Genomic DNA, 17,468 nt, shown 5'->3' on the forward strand with positions numbered 1-17,468 from the left:
ACAAGGAAGCAACTCGCACAACAAGGGGTTTCGGGGAAACCCTTCCCCCCCCCAAAACCCACAGTGGGGGGGCCCCCCCTTCCCTCGGAAAAACGGGGGGGGGTCCCCTCACCCGCGTTTTGAACCGGGTCAGCCGTTCGCGGCGATGTCCGCGAGGACCGCGGCGATGGTGCGGACCGGGACGCCGGTGCCGCCCTTGCCGGTGTAGCCCCACGGCCCGGCGGTGTTGAACGAGGGGCCCGCGATGTCGATATGCGCCCAGGGCAGGCCCTCACTGACGAACTCGCGCAGGAAGATGCCGGCGGCGAGCATGCCGCCCCAGCGGTGCCCGGTGACGTTGGCCAGGTCGGCGAGGCGGGAGTCGAGGTCGGCGCGCAGTTCCTCCGGCAACGGCATCGCCCAGCCGCCTTCACCGGTCGCCTGCGCGATCGAGGCGATCCGGTCGCGGAACTCGTCCGAGCCCATGACGCCCGCGGTGCGGTTGCCCAGCGCGACGACCTGCGCGCCGGTCAGGGTCGAGGTCTCGATCAGGTAGTCGGGGTTCTCCTCGCCCGCGCGCACGATCGCGTCGGCCAGCACGAGGCGGCCTTCGGCGTCGGTGTTGAGCACCTCGACGGTCTTGCCGCCGTACATGCTGAGCACGTCGCCCGGCCGGTACGACGTGGCCGAGGGCAGGTTCTCCGCCAGCGGGATGTGCGCGACGACCTCGAGCGGGTACTTCAGCTTCGCGGCCAGCACCACGGAGGCGAGCACGGCGGCCGCGCCCGACATGTCCGAGGTCATGTGGTCCATGTTCGCGGCGGGCTTGATCGAGATGCCGCCCGAGTCGAAGGTGATGCCCTTGCCGACCAGCGCGACCTTCTTCGACGCCTTCGCGGGCTTGTAGGCGAGGCGCAGCAGGCGCGGCTGACGCGACGAGCCGCCGCCGACGCCGAGGATGCCGCCGAAGCCCTTGCGCTTGAGGGCCTTCTCGTCGAGGACCTCGAAGTCGAGGTCGTTCGCCTCGGCCAGCGTTTTCGCGCGGTCGGCGAAGGAGGCCGGGAACAGGTCGTTCGGCGGAGTGTTGATCAGGTCGCGGGCGATGATCACCGACTCCGCGATCAGGCCGGCGGCCTTCAGCGTCGCCTTGTGGTCCTTGGCGGTGCCCTCTTCGGGGCTCGCGAAGTCCACCTTGGCGACCGGTCCGTCGCCCTTCTCGGAGCGGTACTCGGTGAAGGAGTACGCGCCGAGGACGATGCCCTCGACGGCGGCCTGCAGGTCGATCGCCGACAGCGTGACGAACGCGCGGTCGGTCCCGCTCAGCGCCCGCCCGGCGGCACCTGCGCCCCGTCGGACCTGCTCGGCGGTGACACCGTCCGCGCCCGCCCTGCCGAGGCCGACGGCCAGCACGACACCGGCGGGCAGCTTGCCCAGCGTCGGTACCTTGACGACCTCGTCGGCCTTGCCGGACGCGCCGAGAATGCCGAGGACCTCGGCGAGCTTGCCGTCGAAGGCGGCGTCGGCGCCGGAGGAACCGGCGGCGAGCGCCAAGCCGTCCTCGCCCTGCAGGGTTCCGATGACGACGACGTCGGCGCGCGTCTTGGCAAGCGCCGCTCCGGCGTTCTCGGTCAGGGCAAGCTTCGGCACGGTCACTTCTGGCTCCTCGCGCGTTCGCGGTGGTACCGGGCGGCTGCCCGATTGGATCGTGAGCCATGCTAATGACAGTGGGACCTGGGGTAACAGCGGGGCCGACCGGGTCACTCCGTGCACAGGAAGGGAGACGGCGTGCGGCTGGCGGGCGGGCTGCTCATCGCACTGGCGGTGGGCACGTCCGGAGCGGACTACTGGGTACTCGCCGCCGTCGTGTTCGCGGCCGTGGTCGCCGTCGCGGCCGAGGCGCTGCTGCCGCCGGTGGGCGACACCCGGCCCGAACGGATCGCGAGCTCCGTCTCGCGGCTGGGCCTGGTCCTGGTCTTCGCGACGACGTTCGGGCAGTACCTCTTCCCGTCCGCGCCGGGAGCCGCCGCCGCGGTGTTCGCCGTCGTGGCGGCCGTCGCCGACCTTGCCGGTGTCCGCCTCGGCGACTACGCCGCGCGCTGGATCACCGGTCTGTCGCTGGCCGCGGCCGCGTCCCTGATCGCGATCTGCCTCGGCATCCCGCCGCTGGCGCAGTTCATCGCGCCGGACCCGCCGTCCGCACCCGGACTCGGCCTCGCCGTGCTGGTGCTGCTGCCGTTCCTGCTGCCCCGCCGTCCCGGCGCGGGCCGCGCGGCCGCGATGGGCGCCGTGGCCGTGGCGATCACCGCCGTCGCCCTCTACCAGCTCGGACCGGTCCGGCTGGGGCTTTCGCCGACGTCGTTCCGCGAGCTCCTCGCCGCGGCCGACGCGGTCTCGCTGCTGCCGGTGCTGACCGTGGTGGTCGCCGTGGTGACCGTGCCCGTCGCGGTGGACGCCTTCACCGACGCCCACGAGAGGCTTTCCCCGGAACGTCCGAAAGCGACACTCGCTTGTGGACTGATCGTGGCCGTCGCGGCCGCCTTCGCTGGGCCGGTCGTGGCCCTCGGGCTGGCGGGAGTGGGAACGCTCGGCGAACTGGTTCTGCGGGTCCGCGCCCGTCGGTACCGTGCAAGGCGTGCGTGATCCTCTCTGGACCCCGGGCGACACGGTCGTCGAGCGCTTCCTGCGACCGGACGGCTCGATCGGCCAGCACCATCCGCTGCGCGTCCTCGCCGACGACGGCACCGTGCTGCTCGGCTGGCTGCCCGCGGACACCCCGATCATCGGCAGCAGGCTCGCCGACGGGCGGTTCTTCCGCGAGGCGCCCTTGGCGGAGCGGTTCCGGGTACCGAGGGTGCGGGTGGCCGACTTCTGGCGCGACACCTCGACACTGCGCCGCATCGCCGACGACGAATGGTCGTCGGTCTGGTGGTTCTTCGACGCCGAGGGCCGCTTCCTGAACTGGTACGTCAACCTCGAGGTCCCGCTGGGGCGCACGCCGTCCGGACCCGACCGGATCGACGGCATCCTCGACGTCGCCGTCCAGCCCGGCGGACGCTGGCGGTGGAAGGACGAGGACGAGGCGGAAGAGGCCGTCCTCGCCGGCCGCATCACCGCCGGTCAGCTCGAGCGGCTGCGCGCCGAGGGGGAACGGATCGGGGCACTCGCGGACGCCGGCCGCTTCCCCTTCGACGGGACGTGGACCGACTTCCGGCCGGAGCCGGACTGGCCCGCGCCCGCCCTCCCCGAGGGGTTGCTCTAGCTCACCTGGAGGAGCAGGAGCAGCACCAGCACGACGTTGATCACCGTGAGGATGACCACCGACTTGGTGGACAGCCGGCGCGGGAACACCTTGCCGTGGATGCTTCGCCACCAGAAGATGCCGAAACCGCCGGCGATCAGGCCGAGGAACGCGCCGAAGCCGCTGTCCAGCAGGGCCCAGCCGTCCATCATCAGCACGCCGGTGCCGAAGGTCAGCAGTACCGCGGTCGCGAACGTCTTGATGTCGGCCCCCGCGCCGGAAGCGGCAGGCTTGGCCGGGTGGGCGGGCTGCATGGGGTTTAACGTCACCCTGCCATCCTAGAGGCGCGAGGCCTCGCGTGTTCGTCCCGGCGGACAGATCGCGGTAGGTAAAGATATGCGGACGTCCGACTAACGTGGGTCCGACCAAGCGTTATCGTCTAAGTCATGACGACCTCGACGCAGTTCACCCACCTCCCGCACCCGAGCCCCGCGAGCCCGGAACGCGTCGCGGACGTATTGGCCGCACCCGGCTTCGGCCTGCACTTCACCGACCATATGGTGACGGTGAAGTGGAGTGCCGAGCAGGGCTGGCACGATGCCACCGTCGGGCCGTACGCGCCTTTGACACTCGACCCGGCGACCTCCGTGCTGCACTACGGCCAGGCGATCTTCGAAGGTCTCAAGGCGTACCGCCAGCCGGACGGCTCGCTCGCCGCGTTCCGGCCCGACGCGAACGCGATCCGGTTCCGCAACTCGGCCGAGCGCCTCGCCATGCCGCAGCTGCCGGTGGAGGTCTTCCTCGACTCGATCCGCGAGCTCCTCGCGGTCGACTCCCGCTGGGTGCCGACGAAGCCGGGCGAGTCGCTGTACCTGCGGCCGTTCATGATCTCCACCGAAGCCGGACTCGGCGTCAACCGGCCCGCGAACGAGTACCTCTACGCGCTGATCGGCTCGCCCGCGGGCTCGTACTTCTCCGGTGGCGTGAAGCCGGTGAGCGTGTGGCTCTCGACCGAGTACGTGCGCGCCGTTCCCGGTGGCACCGGTGAGGCGAAGTGCGCCGGCAACTACGCGGCGTCCTTCGTCGCGCAGGCGCAGGCCGTGGAGAAGGGCTGCGACCAGGTCGTGTGGCTCGACGCCGTCGAGCGGCGCTGGGTCGAGGAGATGGGCGGGATGAACCTGTTCTTCGTCTTCGGCTCCGGAGACGAGGCCCGCGTCGTGACCCCGGAACTGACCGGCTCGCTGCTGCCGGGCGTGACCCGCAAGTCGCTGCTGGAGCTGGCGAAGTCCTTCGGGCACCAGGTCGAGGAACGGCGCGTCTCCACCGACGAGTGGGAGAAGGCGGCGGCTTCCGGCGAGCTGACCGAGGTGTTCGCCTGCGGGACCGCGGCGGTCATCACCCCGGTCGGGCACGTGAAGCACGCGGGCGGAGACTTCTCCGTCGCGGGCGGGCAGCCAGGTGAGCTGACGATGAAGCTGCGCGGCGCCCTGACCGGGATCCAGGAGGGCACCCGGCCCGCTCCGGAAGGCTGGATGTACCCGCTGGGCTGAGCCCCGGTCCCCGCTTGAGGGTGTCCGGGCGCGCTATGAACGGTCCGTTACTTGCGAAATTCGCAAGTAACGGACCGTTCATGGCGTTTGAGGGGGTCGGGCCGCCGCATTCAGGCGACTAATTGCGCAGGGGGCGCCTCAGGAAGAGGGAGCCTCGATCAGCGGCCCGCTCACCCCGGCCTGCTCGTGTGTGGCCATCTCCGCGAGCACGCGCGTCGCCATGAACACCAGCGGAAGAGCCGCGACCGCGCCCGTCCCCTCGCCGAGGCGCACGTCCAGATCGAGGATCGGCTCCAGGTCGAGGTGCTCCAGCGCCAGCGCGTGCGCGGGTTCGCCGCCGCGCTGGCCCGCGGCCCACCACTGCCGCGCGCCGGGGACGAGTTCCTCGGCGACCAGCGCGGCCGCGGAGGCGACCAGGCCGTCCAGGATCACCGGCGTCTTCCGGAGCGAGGCCTGCGCGAGGAATCCCGCCATCGCGGCGATGTCGGCGCCGGCGGCGGTGCGCAGCAGCGCGACCGGGTCGGCCAGCACGGTCCTCGCCCGCCGCAGCGCGTCACGGACGGCCGTGGCCTTGCGCATCCAGGCGTTGTCGTCGATACCCGAACCGCGGCCGACGACGGCCACCGGTTCGCTGCCGGTCAGCGCCGCGACCAGTACCGAGGCCGGGGTGCTGTTCCCGATCCCGAGGTCGCCCGCGATGAGCAGGTCGGCCCCGCCGTCGACCTCGGCGTCGGCGATCGCCCGGCCCGCGCGGACGGCGGCGCGCGCCTCCTCGTCGGTCAGCGCGTCCTCGACGTCGATCGAGCCGGACCCGCGCCGCACCTTGAACTCGCCGATCGACCGCGTGGTGGGGGCGTCGCTGTCGACGGCCATGTCGACGACGCGGACGCTCGCGCCCGCCGAGGCCGCCAGCACGTTGATGGCCGCGCCTCCGGTCAGCATGCTGCCGACGAGTTGCGCGGTGACCTCGCCCGGGTACGCCGAGACGCCCTTCGCGGCGATGCCGTGGTCTCCGGCGAACACCACGACCCGGGGCCGCGTGAACGGACGTGGCGGCGACTGGCCCTGGCAGGCCGCGACCCATACGCCCAGTTCTTCGAGCCTGCCCAGTGATCCGGCCGGTTTGATCAGTTTCGAATGCAAGGCGATCGCCGCCGAGCGCGCGTGTTCATCAGGCTGCTCGACTTCGGCGAACTCGAGGATATCGTCGTCCAACGCCCTGCCCCTTCGGATCGCTTCGGTGGCCGAGCCCAACCTACCCACCCGCCTGTGCCAGAGTTGCCTGTGGCTCAGACGAAGGCCGCCGGGGTGGTGCTCGCGAGCGGAGCGGGCACCCGGGTCGGCGCCAAGCTCAACAAGGTGTACCTGCCGGTGGCGGGCAAACGGGTCGTCGCGTGGTCGCTCGACGCCTTCGCCCGCGTGTCCGGTATCGACGTGCTCGTGCTGGTCATCCGGCCGCAGGACACCGGACTCGCGCGGGAAGTGCTCGCCGCGCATCCGGGTGAGGTCGAACTCGTCCACGGCGGCGCGACGCGGCAGGGTTCGGAGCTGAACGCCTTGCGCCACTTGACTTCCCGCATCGAGAGCGGCGAGATCGACGCGGTATTGCTGCACGACGCGGCCCGTCCGCTCGTCACCCCGGAACTGATCGCGGACGTCCTCGCCGACACGCGGCGGTACGGGGGAGCGGTGCCAGGGGTCGCGGCCGACGACATCGTGCGCGTGGACGGCGACACCGTTTCCGGTGCGCTGCCCGGCGCGATCCGGGTGCAGACGCCGCAGGGTTTCCGCGCCGCCCCGTTGCTCGCGGCGTACGAAACGGCCGAGCGCGAGGGTTTCGTCGGCACGGACACGTCTTCGTGCATGGAAAGGTTCTCCGCGCTGCCGGTGCGGTGGGTTCCAGGCAGCGCGGAGAACCTCAAGATCACCTACCCGCACGACCTCGTTGTCGCCGAGCAGGTGATCGGCCGAGGTTAGGGATCTCCCTGGTCGGCCGTGGTCGGTTTGGCGGGCAGGATGGTGACCGGCTGGCGCGCGTCCATCGGGATCACGCAGTCCGGATGTGGTTGCAGCAATTGGATCGGCGCGGCGGCGTCGCCGGGAGGCGGGATCGTGAGCACCGCGCGCAGGGTCCAAGCGGCCGTCGAGTGGTACTGCCAAGAGACGAGCGCGGGGTGGAAGACGTCCGTGTCCGGCAGGGTGGTGACCCGGAAGGCGGTCGCCCGTTCCTCACCGCGGAGGATGAGGACGTCGGCACAGGTGTCCCACTGGAACACCGCGGCGCAGACCTCCGGTTCCTCGCGGGGGCCGAAGATGTAAACGACCCACCGGCGTCTTCGAAGCTCTTCGAGCAGTTCGTCGATGCTCAGGTGGTTCATCGAGCCCCCCAACGGGTTTCGGGAACTCTTCGGAGCGTAACAGGTGTACTAGAGCACCGTCCAGAATGTGTACTAGTACGTAATAATGGGGTGTGAGCAGGATCCTTGGTGCTCGCCCATTGGTGTGCTAGAACGCTTGTGCGCACCGCGCGACCTTGTGAGGAGTCACCTTGCCCGCCGTCGATCGACCTGAACCGCCGTATCTCCAGATCGCGGGAAGCATTCGCGACGACATCGTTTCGGGCAGGCTCAAGGAAGGCGACACGGTCCCGTCCGCGCGTGAGATCGCCAGGAACTGGAACGTCGCGATGGCGACGGCGATGAAGGTGCTCTCGACGCTCCGCGCCGAAGGTCTGGTCCGCGCGGTACGCGGGATCGGGACAGTGGTGCAGACCAGGACGCTGCACCGCTCCGCGCACGACCGGACGATCTCGATCGCGCGAACCGGCAAGGTCTATCCACCGGGCCACTACGCGAAAATCCGCGAAGCAGGCCTTCTGCCCGCCCCGGACCGGGTGGCGGGCGCGCTCGGAATCGATGAAGGTACTCCGGTGATCCGGCGGCGACGCACCACATACGCGGGCGAAGGCCGGCCGGTGTCGACGTCGGTCTCGTGGTTCGACGGCGCTGTCGCGGCGAAGGCTCCTTTGCTGTTCGAGCCGGTGCGGATCGTCGAAGGCACGGTCAAATACGTGGCGGACCGGACGGGCCGTGTTCTGGCGTCGACTCATTCTCAGCACGCCGCGGGGCTGGCGGGTGCCGAGGATGCGGCGGAACTCGGTGTGGCCGAAGGTTCGGCGATTCTGTTGAGTCGCAACAGGTTCTTGTCCGCCGAGGGTGACGTACTCGAGTACGGCGAATCGGCGGCCTTGCCGGGCCACTGGATTTTCTACGAATACAACATCGAGGACGGGGCATGAAGCACATTCACGCGGGTAAGGTTCGGGACCTTTACGAAATCGACGGCGACATTCTGCTCGTCGCGTCGGATCGCGTCTCGGTCTACGACGTCTCGCTGCCGACCCCGATCCCGGACAAGGGCGCGCTGCTGAACCAGCTTTCCGCCTGGTGGTTCGAAAAGCTGGCCGACGTGGTGCCGAACCACGTTCTCTCCACGACCGACGTCCCCGCCGAATTCGCCGGGCGCGCCACGCGTTGCAAGCCGCTGAAGATGATCCAGGTCGAATGTATCGCGCGCGGTTATCTCACCGGTCTCGGAATGCGCGAATACCAACGCGACGGCAAGGTCTCCGGAGTCGAACTGCCGGCCGGTCTCGTCGAGGCCGACAAGCTGCCCGAGCCGATCTTCACGCCCACCACGAAGATCTCCGACACCGGCCACGACGAGTTCATGACCTTCGCCGACGTAGTGAACGACATCGGCAAGGAGACCGCGGACCGCCTCCGTGACTTGACGCTCGAGGTCTATACCAAGGGCGCGGAGCACGCGGCGAAGAACGGCATCATCATCGCCGACACCAAGATCGAATTCGGGTTCGACGCCGACGGCGTGCTGACCCTCGGGGACGAGGTCCTCACCTCGGACTCGTCGCGTTTCTGGCCCGCCGGCGACTACGAGCCGGGACGGACGCAGCACGCGTTCGACAAGCAGTTCGTCCGCGACTGGTCCACGACCACCGGCTGGGACAAGACGCCGCCCGGCCCCGCCATCCCGGACGAGATCGTCGAGGCGACCCGCAAGCGCTACACCGAGGTCTACGAAAGGATCACCGGGAAGACCTGGATTCCCGGCGGTGGCCATGCCTGAACAGCAGGTCTACGACCCGTACCGGCTGATCGACGACGTCGAGGGCCTGCTGATCCAGCGCGGCCACCGGCCGGTGCGGCTCGACGGCCGGACCGGTGACCGGGTCGCCGGTGCGAGCAGATTGTTGCGAGGCTTGGGAATCGATCCTTTGCGCGCCCCCGGCGACGCCCTCGACCTCGACGGTCAGATCGCGTACCAGTCCCGGGTGCACGGCGATTAGACGCAGGACAACCCTCGCAGTTGGTCGACTAAACGCGGGAAAACGCGCCCGCGTTTAGTCGACCAACTGCGACTGAATGTGGGGATCAGGGCGAGCGGGTCAGCGTCGGGTCGGTCTCGGTGACGCCGTCGAGGGTCTCGTCGATCGCGGCGAGCAGATCCGCGTCCAGCTTCACGCCGGCCGCCTTGACGTTCTCGTGGACCTGCTCCGGCCTCGAAGCACCGATGATCGCCGAGGCGACGTTCGGGTTCTGCAGCACCCACGCCACGGACAGCTGGGCCATCGTCAGGCCCGCCTTGTCCGCGATCGGCTGGAGCCGCTGGACGCGCTCGAGGACGCCGTCGTTGAGGAAGCGGGCGACCATGTTGGCGCCGCCCTTCTCGTCGGTCGCGCGGGAGCCCTCGGGCAGCGGCTGACCGGGCTTGTACTTACCGGTGAGCACGCCCTGCGCGATCGGCGACCAGACGATCTGGCTGAGGCCCTCACGTTCGGAAGCCGGGATGACCTGCGCCTCGATGACCCGCCAGAGCGCGTTGTACTGCGGCTGGTTCGAGATGAGGGGCACCTTGAGCTCACGTGCGATCGCCGCGCCCTGGGTGATCTGCTCGGCGGTCCATTCGGAGACGCCGACGTAGAGCACCTTGCCCTGGCGGACCAGGTCGGCGAAGGCGAGGAAGGTCTCTTCGAGCGGGACGGTCCGGTCGAACCGGTGCGCCTGGTAGAGGTCGACGTAGTCGGTGCCGAGCCGCTTCAGCGAAGCGTTCGCCGACTCCATGATGTGCTTGCGGCCGAGACCCTGGTCGTTGGGGCCCTTGGGGCCGGTGGGCCAGTACACCTTGGTGAAGATCTCCAGGCTTTCGCGGCGCAGGCCCTTCAGCCCGCGGCCGAGCACCGATTCGGCGGCCGTGTTCGCGTAGACATCGGCGGTGTCGAAGGTGGTGATGCCGACGTCGAGCGCCGCCTTGATGCAGGCCTGAGCCTGGTCCTCTTCCACCTGGGATCCGTGGGTGAGCCAGTTGCCGTACGAGATCTCACTGACATTGAGGCCGCTGCGGCCGAGGCGTCGAAACTCCATGGGCGCGACTCTACCCCAGACCGTTAGGCTGGCTAACGACCTGGGTTTCGCCTGCTCAGTGCGTTCGGTGAACCCGCGACCGCGATCGACGGCGGATACGTCCCAGCTCCGCCGACTGGTTCTCAGACCTTGTCGCCGGGCTTCACTCGCGGCTTGGGGACTCGCAGCTTGCGGATCTGGCTGGCCCGGATGAACGAGTACCAGCCGACGGAGGTGCCCTTGACCGTCTCGTCCGGGAACTTCAGGCGGACCATCTTCGCGATCCGGCGCCCGCTGAGCACACCCTCGACGATCATGCCGAGCAGCATCACGGTGCACAGCAGCGTGGCGTACCGCTGCACCTCGGGGTAGGGCAGGATCAGGGCGACGAACACCAGGATCGCCAGCGGCATGAACAGGCCGAGCAGGTTGCGCCGCGAGTCGACCAGGTCACGGATGTACGCCTTGACCGGGCCGCGGTCACGGGGGAGCAGGTACTTGTCCTCGCCCGCCATCATCCGCTCGCGGCGTTCCTTGGCGGCGTTGCGCTGCTTCGCCTTGTATTCCGGGTCGGCCTTCGCGGACTTGCGGAGTTCCTTGTTCCGCTTCATCGCCTCCCGCATGGTGGTCGGCGGGGGCGCCACCGGGCCACGACGCTTGGCCTCGGCCTCACGCCGCTTGGGCGTGGCCTTGCCCTTCCCGGGCGTGTACGCCTTGGCCTGGACCTCGACGGCCTCGTTACCGGGCGTCTCGGTGTCCGTCGTGGCGGAGTCTGTGGTGCTACGGCGCAGGAACCTCACCCCACCAGGGTAGTCGCGGGCGTCACGGTGCCACGCACCAGGCCGAGCGATATGTCACCATGGAGGGGAACAGATCGGGACTCCGACGTGTTGGACCATATGCAAGACGAGTACCCGCAGCGAGTTCGACCAGAGGGAGAACCATGACGACCGCTGAGCAGGCAGCCGCAGCTCAGGCCGAAACCGCCGAGGAGACCCACGGCGTCACGTTGACCGAAGCCGCCGCCATCAAGGCGAAGGCCCTGCTCGAGCAGGAGGGCCGCGACGACATGCACCTGCGCATCGCCGTCCAGCCCGGTGGTTGCGCGGGCCTGCGCTACCAGCTGTTCTTCGACGAGCGCACGCTCGACGGCGACCTGTTCCGTGATTTCGACGGGCTCCGCGTGGCCGTCGACCGGATGAGCGCGCCGTACGTGTCGCGCGCCGTGATCGACTTCGTCGACTCCATCGAGAAGCAGGGCTTCACGATCGACAACCCCGACGCGACCGGCAGCTGCGCCTGCGGCGACAGCTTCCACTGACCCGTATCGGGCATGCAGAAGGGCCGCGAACCTCACCCAGGTCGCGGCCCTTCTTCATGCCTGCGGCTCTTCATGCCGCGGCGGGATCAGACGTAGGCGTCCAGATCGGCGACCTGGGCGAGGCACCGCTCGTCCACGGTCCAGGGCGGGGCGCTCTGCCGGGGCAGCGGCAGGTTCTCGGCCTGGAGGGACGACGGGATACCGGCACAGTCGGCGATGAGTTCGCCGATCGATTCCGGCTCGAGGTGATACGTGGAAGTGGTCACGAACCACAAGTTAATGACTCAGGGTGGAGGAGGACACCACTACCAACCGGTAGTGTTGATGGCCGTGCTCGAAGCAACCCGTATGGGGCATGACCTGCGGGTAACTTAGCCGTCCTCGCCTCGGCGAGGCCGACCGATCAAGGAGAACCGGTGGCAGACAGCGCCAGGATCGCAGTATCCGGCAGTATCGCAACCGATCACCTCATGCACTTCCCGGGCAGGTTCGCCGAGCAGCTCATCGCCGAGCAGTTGCACCGTGTGTCCCTGAGTTTCCTTGCCGATGACCTCGTCGTCCGGCGGGGCGGGATCGGCGCGAACATCGCCTTCGGCCTCGGCGTGCTGGGCAAGCGCCCGATCCTGGTCGGTGCGGTGGGCTCCGACTTCGACGACTACCGCTCGTGGCTCGAACGGCACGGCGTCGACACCGCCGGCGTGCTGGTCTCCGAGGTCGCGCACACCGCCCGCTTCGTCTGCACCACCGACGAGGACCTCTGCCAGATCGCCACCTTCTACGCCGGCGCGATGGCCGAATCCCGCAACATCGAACTGGCGCCCGTCGCCGCGCACGCCGGTGAACTGTCGCTCGTGCTGATCAGCCCGGACGACCCCGAAGGCATGGTCCGGCACGCCGAGGAATGCCGCCAGCGCGGCTACACCTTCGCCGTCGACCCCTCGCAGCAGCTGGCCCGGATGGACGGCGCGCAGGTGCGTGCCTTCGTCGAGGGCGCGAAGTACCTGTTCAGCAACGACTACGAATGGGAACTGCTGCTCCAGAAGACCGGCTGGTCCGAGGCCGACGTGCTCGACCGCGTCGGCATGCGGATCACGACGCTCGGGGAGAAGGGCGTCGAGATCGTCGGCAAGGGCGGCCTCGCGCTGCAGATCGGCGCCGTCCCGGAACGCGGCAAGGTCGACCCGACCGGCGTCGGCGACGGCTTCCGCGCCGGGTTCATCGCCGGTATCGACGGCGGCCTCAGCCTGGAGCGTTCGGCGCAGCTGGGGTCGCTGATCGCCGTGCTGGTGCTGGAGACCGTGGGCACGCAGGAATGGGCCTTCGACCGCGCTGACGTCCTGGGCCGCCTCAAGGACGCCTTCGGCCCGGAATCCGCCGAGGAGATCGCGGCGATCCTGCCGTAGTGAGCTGAAGCCGCGTTCCGTGAAGGCCTCCTTGAGGGTTCATCCATGCCCCCGCCACCACTCTCAACGGAGACGCTGCGCGCCACTGCATGGATTCAAGTCCCTCAAGGAGGCCTTCACGGACATACGCGGAAGAGGCCCTCAGGCGCGTCGGGTCAGGATGGCGGCGATCTCCGCGGGACGGGACAGGTGGGGGCAGTGTCCGGCGTCGATCTCGATCGCGGTCACGCCGAGCCGGTCCCGGGCGGCCTGGCGCAGCCAATCCGGACGAAGTGTGCGATCGCGGGTGGGGACGATCACCGTCGACGGGATCTCCGGCGCGGGCCCGGCGGGATGTGTCGCGAGAACCGCGGGGCTGAACAGCCGAAGACTCTCCAGTGCCAGCCGTTCGGTCTCGGGATCGCAGTCATGGAAGAGGAACTCGGACGCCTTCGCGGGATCGGTCGTCGGGTCCACGCCGATCCAGTCCGGTTCGAGCACGGTCCCGGCCTCGTCCCGCAGGCTCTTCCCGCCCCCGAAATCGGGGACGTAGGCGGCGGCCCACACCATCGCCCGCGCGTCGAGCGCTTCGGCGATCGCGGGAAGCAGTACTCCGGATCCGGAATGGGCCACGACGACCGGCCGTCCGCCGTCGTACTGCTCACGCACGTGCTGAGCGTAGCCCTCGATCGGCAGATCCGCCGGGGTCAGCAGGTCCACGGCGATCGCGCGGTGCCCGGCGGTGGTGAGCACCTTGGCCACCCGGTCCCAGGCCGCCGGGCTCTGCGTCGTGCCGTGCACGAGGACGAAGTCCATCCCCCCATGCTGGCCTTCACCGACTGAACGGTGAAGGCCGGCATGGGGAGTCGTGACTAGAGCTTCACCGGGTAGACGGGTTCCGGCACCTCGGGCTTGATGCGGTTCTCCACGAAGATGCCGTGCCACAGCATGAACATCAGCAGTGCCCAGAGCTGGCGGCTGCGGTCGTGCTGGCCCGCTTTGTGCTCGTCGAGCAGCGCCAGGGCGGCCTTCTTGTCGATCAGTTCGTCGGTCCGGGAGTCGGCGATGATGCCCTTGGCCCAGTCGTACATCTCGTCGCGCAGCCACAGCCGGATCGGCACCGGGAAGCCGAGCTTGCGCCGGTTGAGCACGTGCCCGGGGATGATCTTCGCCAAGGCCTGGCGCAGCGCGTACTTGCTGGTCCCGTGCGTGAGCTTCTGGTCGACGGGGATGGTCGCGGCGACCTTGAACACCTCGGGGTCGAGGAACGGCACGCGCAGTTCCAGCGAGTTCGCCATGGTCACCTTGTCGGCCTTGACCAGGATGTCGCCACGCAGCCAGGTGAACAGGTCGACGTGCTGCATCCGCGCGACCGGGTCCCAGCCTTCGGAAATCCGGTACCAGGGAGCGGTGACGTCCTTGAACCCGACGCCTTCCTCATAAGTGCGCAGCACGGCGCGAAGCTGCTCGTCGCGGAAGTTGCGGGCGTTGCCGTAGTAGCGGTCCTCCAGCGGCAGCGCGCCCCGCCGCAGCAGATCCTTGCCGCGGGTGCCCTCCGGGATCTTCGTCGAGACCTTCCCGAGGATCTTGCGCACCCCGCCGGGGATCTTCTCGAACGGCGCCAGCGAAATCGGCTCGTTGTAGACGGTGTAGCCGCCGAAGAGTTCGTCGGCGCCTTCGCCGGACAGCACCGCTTTGACGTGCTTACGCGCTTCGCGGGCGATGAACCACAGCGGTACGAGCGCCGGGTCGGCCACCGGATCGTCCAGGTACCAGACGATCAGTGGCATCGCCTCCATCATCTCCTCGGCCGACACCACCCGGACCACGTGCTTCACCCCGATCGCGGCGGCCGTCTCGGCGGCGACGTCGACCTCGGAGTAGCCCTGACGGTCGAATCCGCTGGTGAACGCGATGAGATTCGGGTTGTGCTCCTTCGCCAGCGTCGCGGTCGCGGTGGAGTCGATACCGCCGGAGAGGAACGCGCCGACCGTGACATCCGGGTCGGAGATCATGTGCTTGCCGACCGAGTCGCGCATCACGTCGGCGATCCGCTCGTACAGCGCGTCCGCCTCGGCCTGGCCGTTGACCGGCTTCGCGGTGAACTGCGGGTGGAAGTAGCGGGTGAACTCGACCTCGCCACCGGGCGCCAGCCGGAACGACGTGCCGGATTCGACGCGGCGGATCCCGGTGTGCAGCGTCTCGGGCTCCGGCACGTACTGCAGCACCAGGTAGTGCTGCAGGGCCGTCTTGTCCAGCTTCTCCTCGACGCCGAGCAACCTGGAAAGCTCCAGCAGGCTCTTCTTCTCACTCGAGAAGGCGACCTTGCCGGGACCGGCGGAGTAGAACAGCGGTTTGATGCCGAACGGGTCGCGCGCGCCGAAGACGACCTTCTCCTGGGAGTCCCAGATCATGAAGGCGAACATGCCGCGCAGCTTCTTCACCGCGTCGTCGCCGAGGTAGTGGTATGCCGCGACGATCGCCTCGCCGTCACCCTCTGTGGCGAATTTCGCACCGTGCTCGGCGGCGAGCTCGTCGCGCAGCTCTTTGTAGTTGTAGATCTCGCCGTTGAAGTTCAGCGTGTAGCGCCCGGGAGCCTCCGGCGGGCCCCAGATCAGCGGCTGGTGGGCATGGTCGACGTCGATGAAGGCCAGCCTGTTGAAGCCGTAGACCACCTCGGCGTCGGCCCAGGTGTCGTGCTCGTCAGGGCCGCGGTGCCGCTGGCAGCGCATGGCCGCGTCGACGGCGTCACGGGCGCTCGCAGCGTCGGCTTCGGTCGAACAGATCAGTCCAAGCAGGCCGCACACGTCTAGTTCACACACCTCTTGTTTGCCGAGCGGGGAGAAGGGCCCAGTATGCCGGTGGACGTGTACACCCGGATGTGGTGGGGGATACGCGTGTTGGGGTCACCCCTTGGTCGGCGCGGCCCCGCAACTCGGCTAGGCTCCGCGTGAACACGAAGATCGGTCGAGGAGGCTCTGGGTGAAAGGGCAAGGCGCAGTGGGAAATCCAGAGCGCATCCCGGTTAAGCGGGCTGGTCGCGTCGCAGCGCTCGCCGCGCTGGTGATGCTGACCGCGACGGGCTGTTCCGGGGACGAGATCCTCCGCTTCGGCTGGCCCGTCGGGGTGACCCCGCAGGCGCACGACATGCGCACCCTGTGGACGTGGACGGTCGTCGCCGCGCTGGTCGTCGGTGTCATCGTCTGGGCGCTGATCTTCTGGACCGCGATCTTCCACCGCAAGAAGAAGACCGTCGACGGCGCGGAGGAGGAACTGCCCCGTCAGTTCCAGTACAACATCCCGCTGGAGATCTTCACGGTCGTCGTCCCGACGATCATGGTCTGCGTGCTGTTCTTCTTCACCGCGACCACCGAGAACCGCGTGCTCGCCGAGACGGAGAACCCGGACGTCACGGTCGACATCGTCGCGTTCCAGTGGAACTGGGAGTTCAAGTACAAGAGCGACTCCAAGAACCACGACGACCCCGAGATCACCACGGTCGGCAGCTCGACCGAGATCCCGCTGCTCGTCCTGCCGACGAACAAGACGATCCAGTACAACCTGCGGTCGGCCGACGTCATCCACTCCTTCTGGGTGCCGGAGTTCCACTTCAAGCGGGACGTCATGCCGGATCCGGAGAAGAACAACCAGGACTTCACCTTCCAGAACTCGATCGACAAGGAAGGTTCGTTCGTCGGCCGCTGCGCGGAACTGTGCGGCACCTACCACTCGGGGATGAACTTCGAGGTCAGGGCGCTGTCGCCGGACAAGTACGCGCAGTACATCCAGCTCCGCGGCACGGTGAACCCGAAGAGCGGCAGGCCGAACACGGCCTCCGAGGCGCTGACGGCGATGAACTGCGGCGAACTGTGCTCGCCCTACGCCGTCACCACCACCCCGTTCAACACCGACCGCACCGCGCGGGTCGCGTCCAACTGACCCGGCTGTTCGAGCCCGAAACAGGAGTGAGGCAACGTCCATGAAGGTCGAAGGACGGATTTTCTTCCTCGTCGCGGTCTTCTCCGTCGTCGTGGCGGGTATCTACGCGTACATGACCGGAACGATGACCCGGGACGGCGTCGAGCCGGTCGGTGTGGTGGCCCTGATCCTCACCGGTGGCCTGGCCTTCCTGGCCGGGAGCTACCTGCAGTTCGTGGCGCGGCGCATCGAGCCGCGGCCGGAGGACCGGGAAGACGCCGAGATCAGCGACGGCGCCGGTGAGCTGGGCTTCTTCAGCCCCGGCAGCTACTGGCCGATCGGTCTCGCGGCGGCCGCCGCGCTGACCGGTCTCGCGCTCGCGTTCTTCCACGTCTGGCTGCTGATCATCGCGCTGGGCCTGGTGATCGTCGCCATCGGCGGGCTGGTCTTCGAGTACCACACCGGTCCGAACCACGAGTGACCTTCTGACGCCGAAACGGCGCCCCGTTCCCCCGATGGGAGTGGGGCGCCGTTTTGCTATGGGCGCCATCGCCGTGTGGGTCGCGGGGGGGGGGGGGGGGGGGGGGGGGGGGGGGGGGGGGGGGGGGGGGGGGGGGGGGGAGGCAGAAAAGAAAAAAACACAAACCACACCACCCCACC

20 protein-coding genes are annotated in these 17,468 nt (G+C 68.7%); 11 read left to right on the forward strand and 9 right to left on the reverse strand.

Annotated elements, in window-relative coordinates:
• Positions 1-129 precede the first annotated feature (129 nt).
• A complete protein-coding gene (locus tag ACZ6DT_RS22985) occupies positions 130-1,632 on the reverse strand; it encodes a leucyl aminopeptidase (protein ID WP_465598700.1) in 1,503 nt (500 codons plus the stop codon).
• A 111-nt stretch (positions 1,633-1,743) separates the two neighbouring features.
• Here ACZ6DT_RS22985 and ACZ6DT_RS22990 point away from each other — a divergent pair, with 111 nt between their 5' ends.
• Together ACZ6DT_RS22990 and ACZ6DT_RS22995 are read left to right on the forward strand one after the other, a co-directional pair.
• Positions 1,744-2,619: a hypothetical protein gene (locus tag ACZ6DT_RS22990; protein ID WP_465598702.1), complete on the forward strand. Its 876-nt coding sequence runs from the start codon at positions 1,744-1,746 to the stop codon at positions 2,617-2,619.
• Positions 2,612-3,238: a ribonuclease FAU-1 family protein gene (locus ACZ6DT_RS22995; RefSeq protein ID WP_276362660.1), complete on the forward strand. Its 627-nt coding sequence runs from the start codon at positions 2,612-2,614 to the stop codon at positions 3,236-3,238. Before ACZ6DT_RS22990 ends, ACZ6DT_RS22995 begins: the two co-directional genes overlap by 8 nt.
• Here ACZ6DT_RS22995 and ACZ6DT_RS23000 read toward each other — a convergent pair.
• Positions 3,235-3,546: a hypothetical protein gene (locus tag ACZ6DT_RS23000; protein ID WP_465598704.1), complete on the reverse strand. Its 312-nt coding sequence runs from the start codon at positions 3,544-3,546 to the stop codon at positions 3,235-3,237. The two genes, ACZ6DT_RS22995 and ACZ6DT_RS23000, sit on opposite strands and share 4 nt — an antisense overlap.
• Positions 3,547-3,663: 117 nt before the next feature.
• On the opposite strand from ACZ6DT_RS23000, the gene ACZ6DT_RS23005 reads away from it, so the two are divergent.
• Positions 3,664-4,767 carry a branched-chain amino acid aminotransferase gene (locus ACZ6DT_RS23005; protein WP_465598706.1) on the forward strand — a complete coding sequence of 368 codons (1,104 nt, stop codon included), beginning with the start codon at positions 3,664-3,666 and terminating at the stop codon, positions 4,765-4,767.
• Between the two features lie 138 nt (positions 4,768-4,905).
• Here the strand turns inward: ACZ6DT_RS23005 and cobT are convergent, their stop codons facing one another.
• The gene (gene cobT / locus ACZ6DT_RS23010) at positions 4,906-5,982 is read right to left on the reverse strand and encodes a nicotinate-nucleotide--dimethylbenzimidazole phosphoribosyltransferase (RefSeq protein ID WP_465598708.1); all 1,077 of its coding nucleotides are present in this window, start codon (positions 5,980-5,982) and stop codon (positions 4,906-4,908) included.
• A 93-nt stretch (positions 5,983-6,075) separates the two neighbouring features.
• Here cobT and ACZ6DT_RS23015 point away from each other — a divergent pair, with 93 nt between their 5' ends.
• Entirely contained in the window at positions 6,076-6,744 is a 669-nt protein-coding gene (locus ACZ6DT_RS23015) for an IspD/TarI family cytidylyltransferase (RefSeq protein ID WP_465599155.1), read from the forward strand.
• On the opposite strand, the gene ACZ6DT_RS23020 is transcribed toward ACZ6DT_RS23015, so the two are convergent.
• Positions 6,741-7,145, reverse strand: coding sequence for a hypothetical protein (locus tag ACZ6DT_RS23020; RefSeq protein WP_465598710.1), 405 nt, complete (start codon positions 7,143-7,145; stop codon positions 6,741-6,743). The genes ACZ6DT_RS23015 and ACZ6DT_RS23020 overlap by 4 nt on opposite strands.
• Before the next feature lie 170 nt (positions 7,146-7,315).
• Between ACZ6DT_RS23020 and ACZ6DT_RS23025 the strand changes: the two genes are divergently transcribed.
• The 3 genes from ACZ6DT_RS23025 to ACZ6DT_RS23035 are packed head-to-tail and all read left to right on the forward strand — an operon-like array spanning position 7,316 to position 9,133.
• Complete coding sequence (locus tag ACZ6DT_RS23025) at positions 7,316-8,065, forward strand: GntR family transcriptional regulator (protein ID WP_465598712.1); 750 nt, start codon at positions 7,316-7,318, stop codon at positions 8,063-8,065.
• Positions 8,062-8,913 carry a phosphoribosylaminoimidazolesuccinocarboxamide synthase gene (locus tag ACZ6DT_RS23030; protein WP_465598714.1) on the forward strand — a complete coding sequence of 284 codons (852 nt, stop codon included), beginning with the start codon at positions 8,062-8,064 and terminating at the stop codon, positions 8,911-8,913. Before ACZ6DT_RS23025 ends, ACZ6DT_RS23030 begins: the two co-directional genes overlap by 4 nt.
• Positions 8,906-9,133, forward strand: a complete 228-nt coding sequence (locus ACZ6DT_RS23035; RefSeq protein ID WP_396560583.1) for a hypothetical protein — start codon at positions 8,906-8,908, stop codon at positions 9,131-9,133. Before ACZ6DT_RS23030 ends, ACZ6DT_RS23035 begins: the two co-directional genes overlap by 8 nt.
• Positions 9,134-9,218: 85 nt before the next feature.
• Here the strand turns inward: ACZ6DT_RS23035 and ACZ6DT_RS23040 are convergent, their stop codons facing one another.
• Positions 9,219-10,208, reverse strand: coding sequence for an aldo/keto reductase family protein (locus tag ACZ6DT_RS23040; protein ID WP_465598716.1), 990 nt, complete (start codon positions 10,206-10,208; stop codon positions 9,219-9,221).
• 122 nt (positions 10,209-10,330) lie between these two features.
• Entirely contained in the window at positions 10,331-10,987 is a 657-nt protein-coding gene (locus ACZ6DT_RS23045; protein WP_465598718.1) for a DUF3043 domain-containing protein, read from the reverse strand.
• A 143-nt stretch (positions 10,988-11,130) separates the two neighbouring features.
• Between ACZ6DT_RS23045 and ACZ6DT_RS23050 the strand changes: the two genes are divergently transcribed.
• A complete protein-coding gene (locus ACZ6DT_RS23050) occupies positions 11,131-11,508 on the forward strand; it encodes a HesB/IscA family protein (protein WP_465598720.1) in 378 nt (125 codons plus the stop codon).
• 86 nt (positions 11,509-11,594) lie between these two features.
• On the opposite strand, the gene ACZ6DT_RS23055 is transcribed toward ACZ6DT_RS23050, so the two are convergent.
• Complete coding sequence (locus ACZ6DT_RS23055; RefSeq protein ID WP_465598722.1) at positions 11,595-11,783, reverse strand: hypothetical protein; 189 nt, start codon at positions 11,781-11,783, stop codon at positions 11,595-11,597.
• A gap of 141 nt (positions 11,784-11,924) precedes the next feature.
• On the opposite strand from ACZ6DT_RS23055, the gene ACZ6DT_RS23060 reads away from it, so the two are divergent.
• On the forward strand, positions 11,925-12,911 hold the full coding sequence (locus ACZ6DT_RS23060) for a carbohydrate kinase family protein (protein ID WP_465598724.1): 987 nt from the start codon (positions 11,925-11,927) through the stop codon (positions 12,909-12,911).
• A 141-nt stretch (positions 12,912-13,052) separates the two neighbouring features.
• Here ACZ6DT_RS23060 and ACZ6DT_RS23065 read toward each other — a convergent pair whose 3' ends face one another.
• On the reverse strand, positions 13,053-13,706 hold the full coding sequence (locus ACZ6DT_RS23065; protein WP_465598725.1) for an alpha/beta fold hydrolase: 654 nt from the start codon (positions 13,704-13,706) through the stop codon (positions 13,053-13,055).
• Positions 13,707-13,762: 56 nt separating this feature from the next.
• Complete coding sequence (asnB, locus tag ACZ6DT_RS23070) at positions 13,763-15,697, reverse strand: asparagine synthase (glutamine-hydrolyzing) (protein ID WP_465598727.1); 1,935 nt, start codon at positions 15,695-15,697, stop codon at positions 13,763-13,765.
• 193 nt (positions 15,698-15,890) lie between these two features.
• Between asnB and ctaC the strand changes: the two genes are divergently transcribed.
• Together ctaC and ACZ6DT_RS23080 are read left to right on the forward strand one after the other, a co-directional pair.
• Positions 15,891-16,829 (forward strand): aa3-type cytochrome oxidase subunit II, encoded by a 939-nt coding sequence (gene ctaC / locus ACZ6DT_RS23075; protein ID WP_465598729.1) that lies wholly within the window; start codon positions 15,891-15,893, stop codon positions 16,827-16,829.
• Positions 16,830-16,869: 40 nt separating this feature from the next.
• Positions 16,870-17,289, forward strand: a complete 420-nt coding sequence (locus tag ACZ6DT_RS23080; protein WP_465598730.1) for a cytochrome c oxidase subunit 4 — start codon at positions 16,870-16,872, stop codon at positions 17,287-17,289.
• Positions 17,290-17,468: the final 179 nt, after the last annotated feature.

This window comes from Amycolatopsis sp. NPDC041971 (assembly GCF_055588925.1).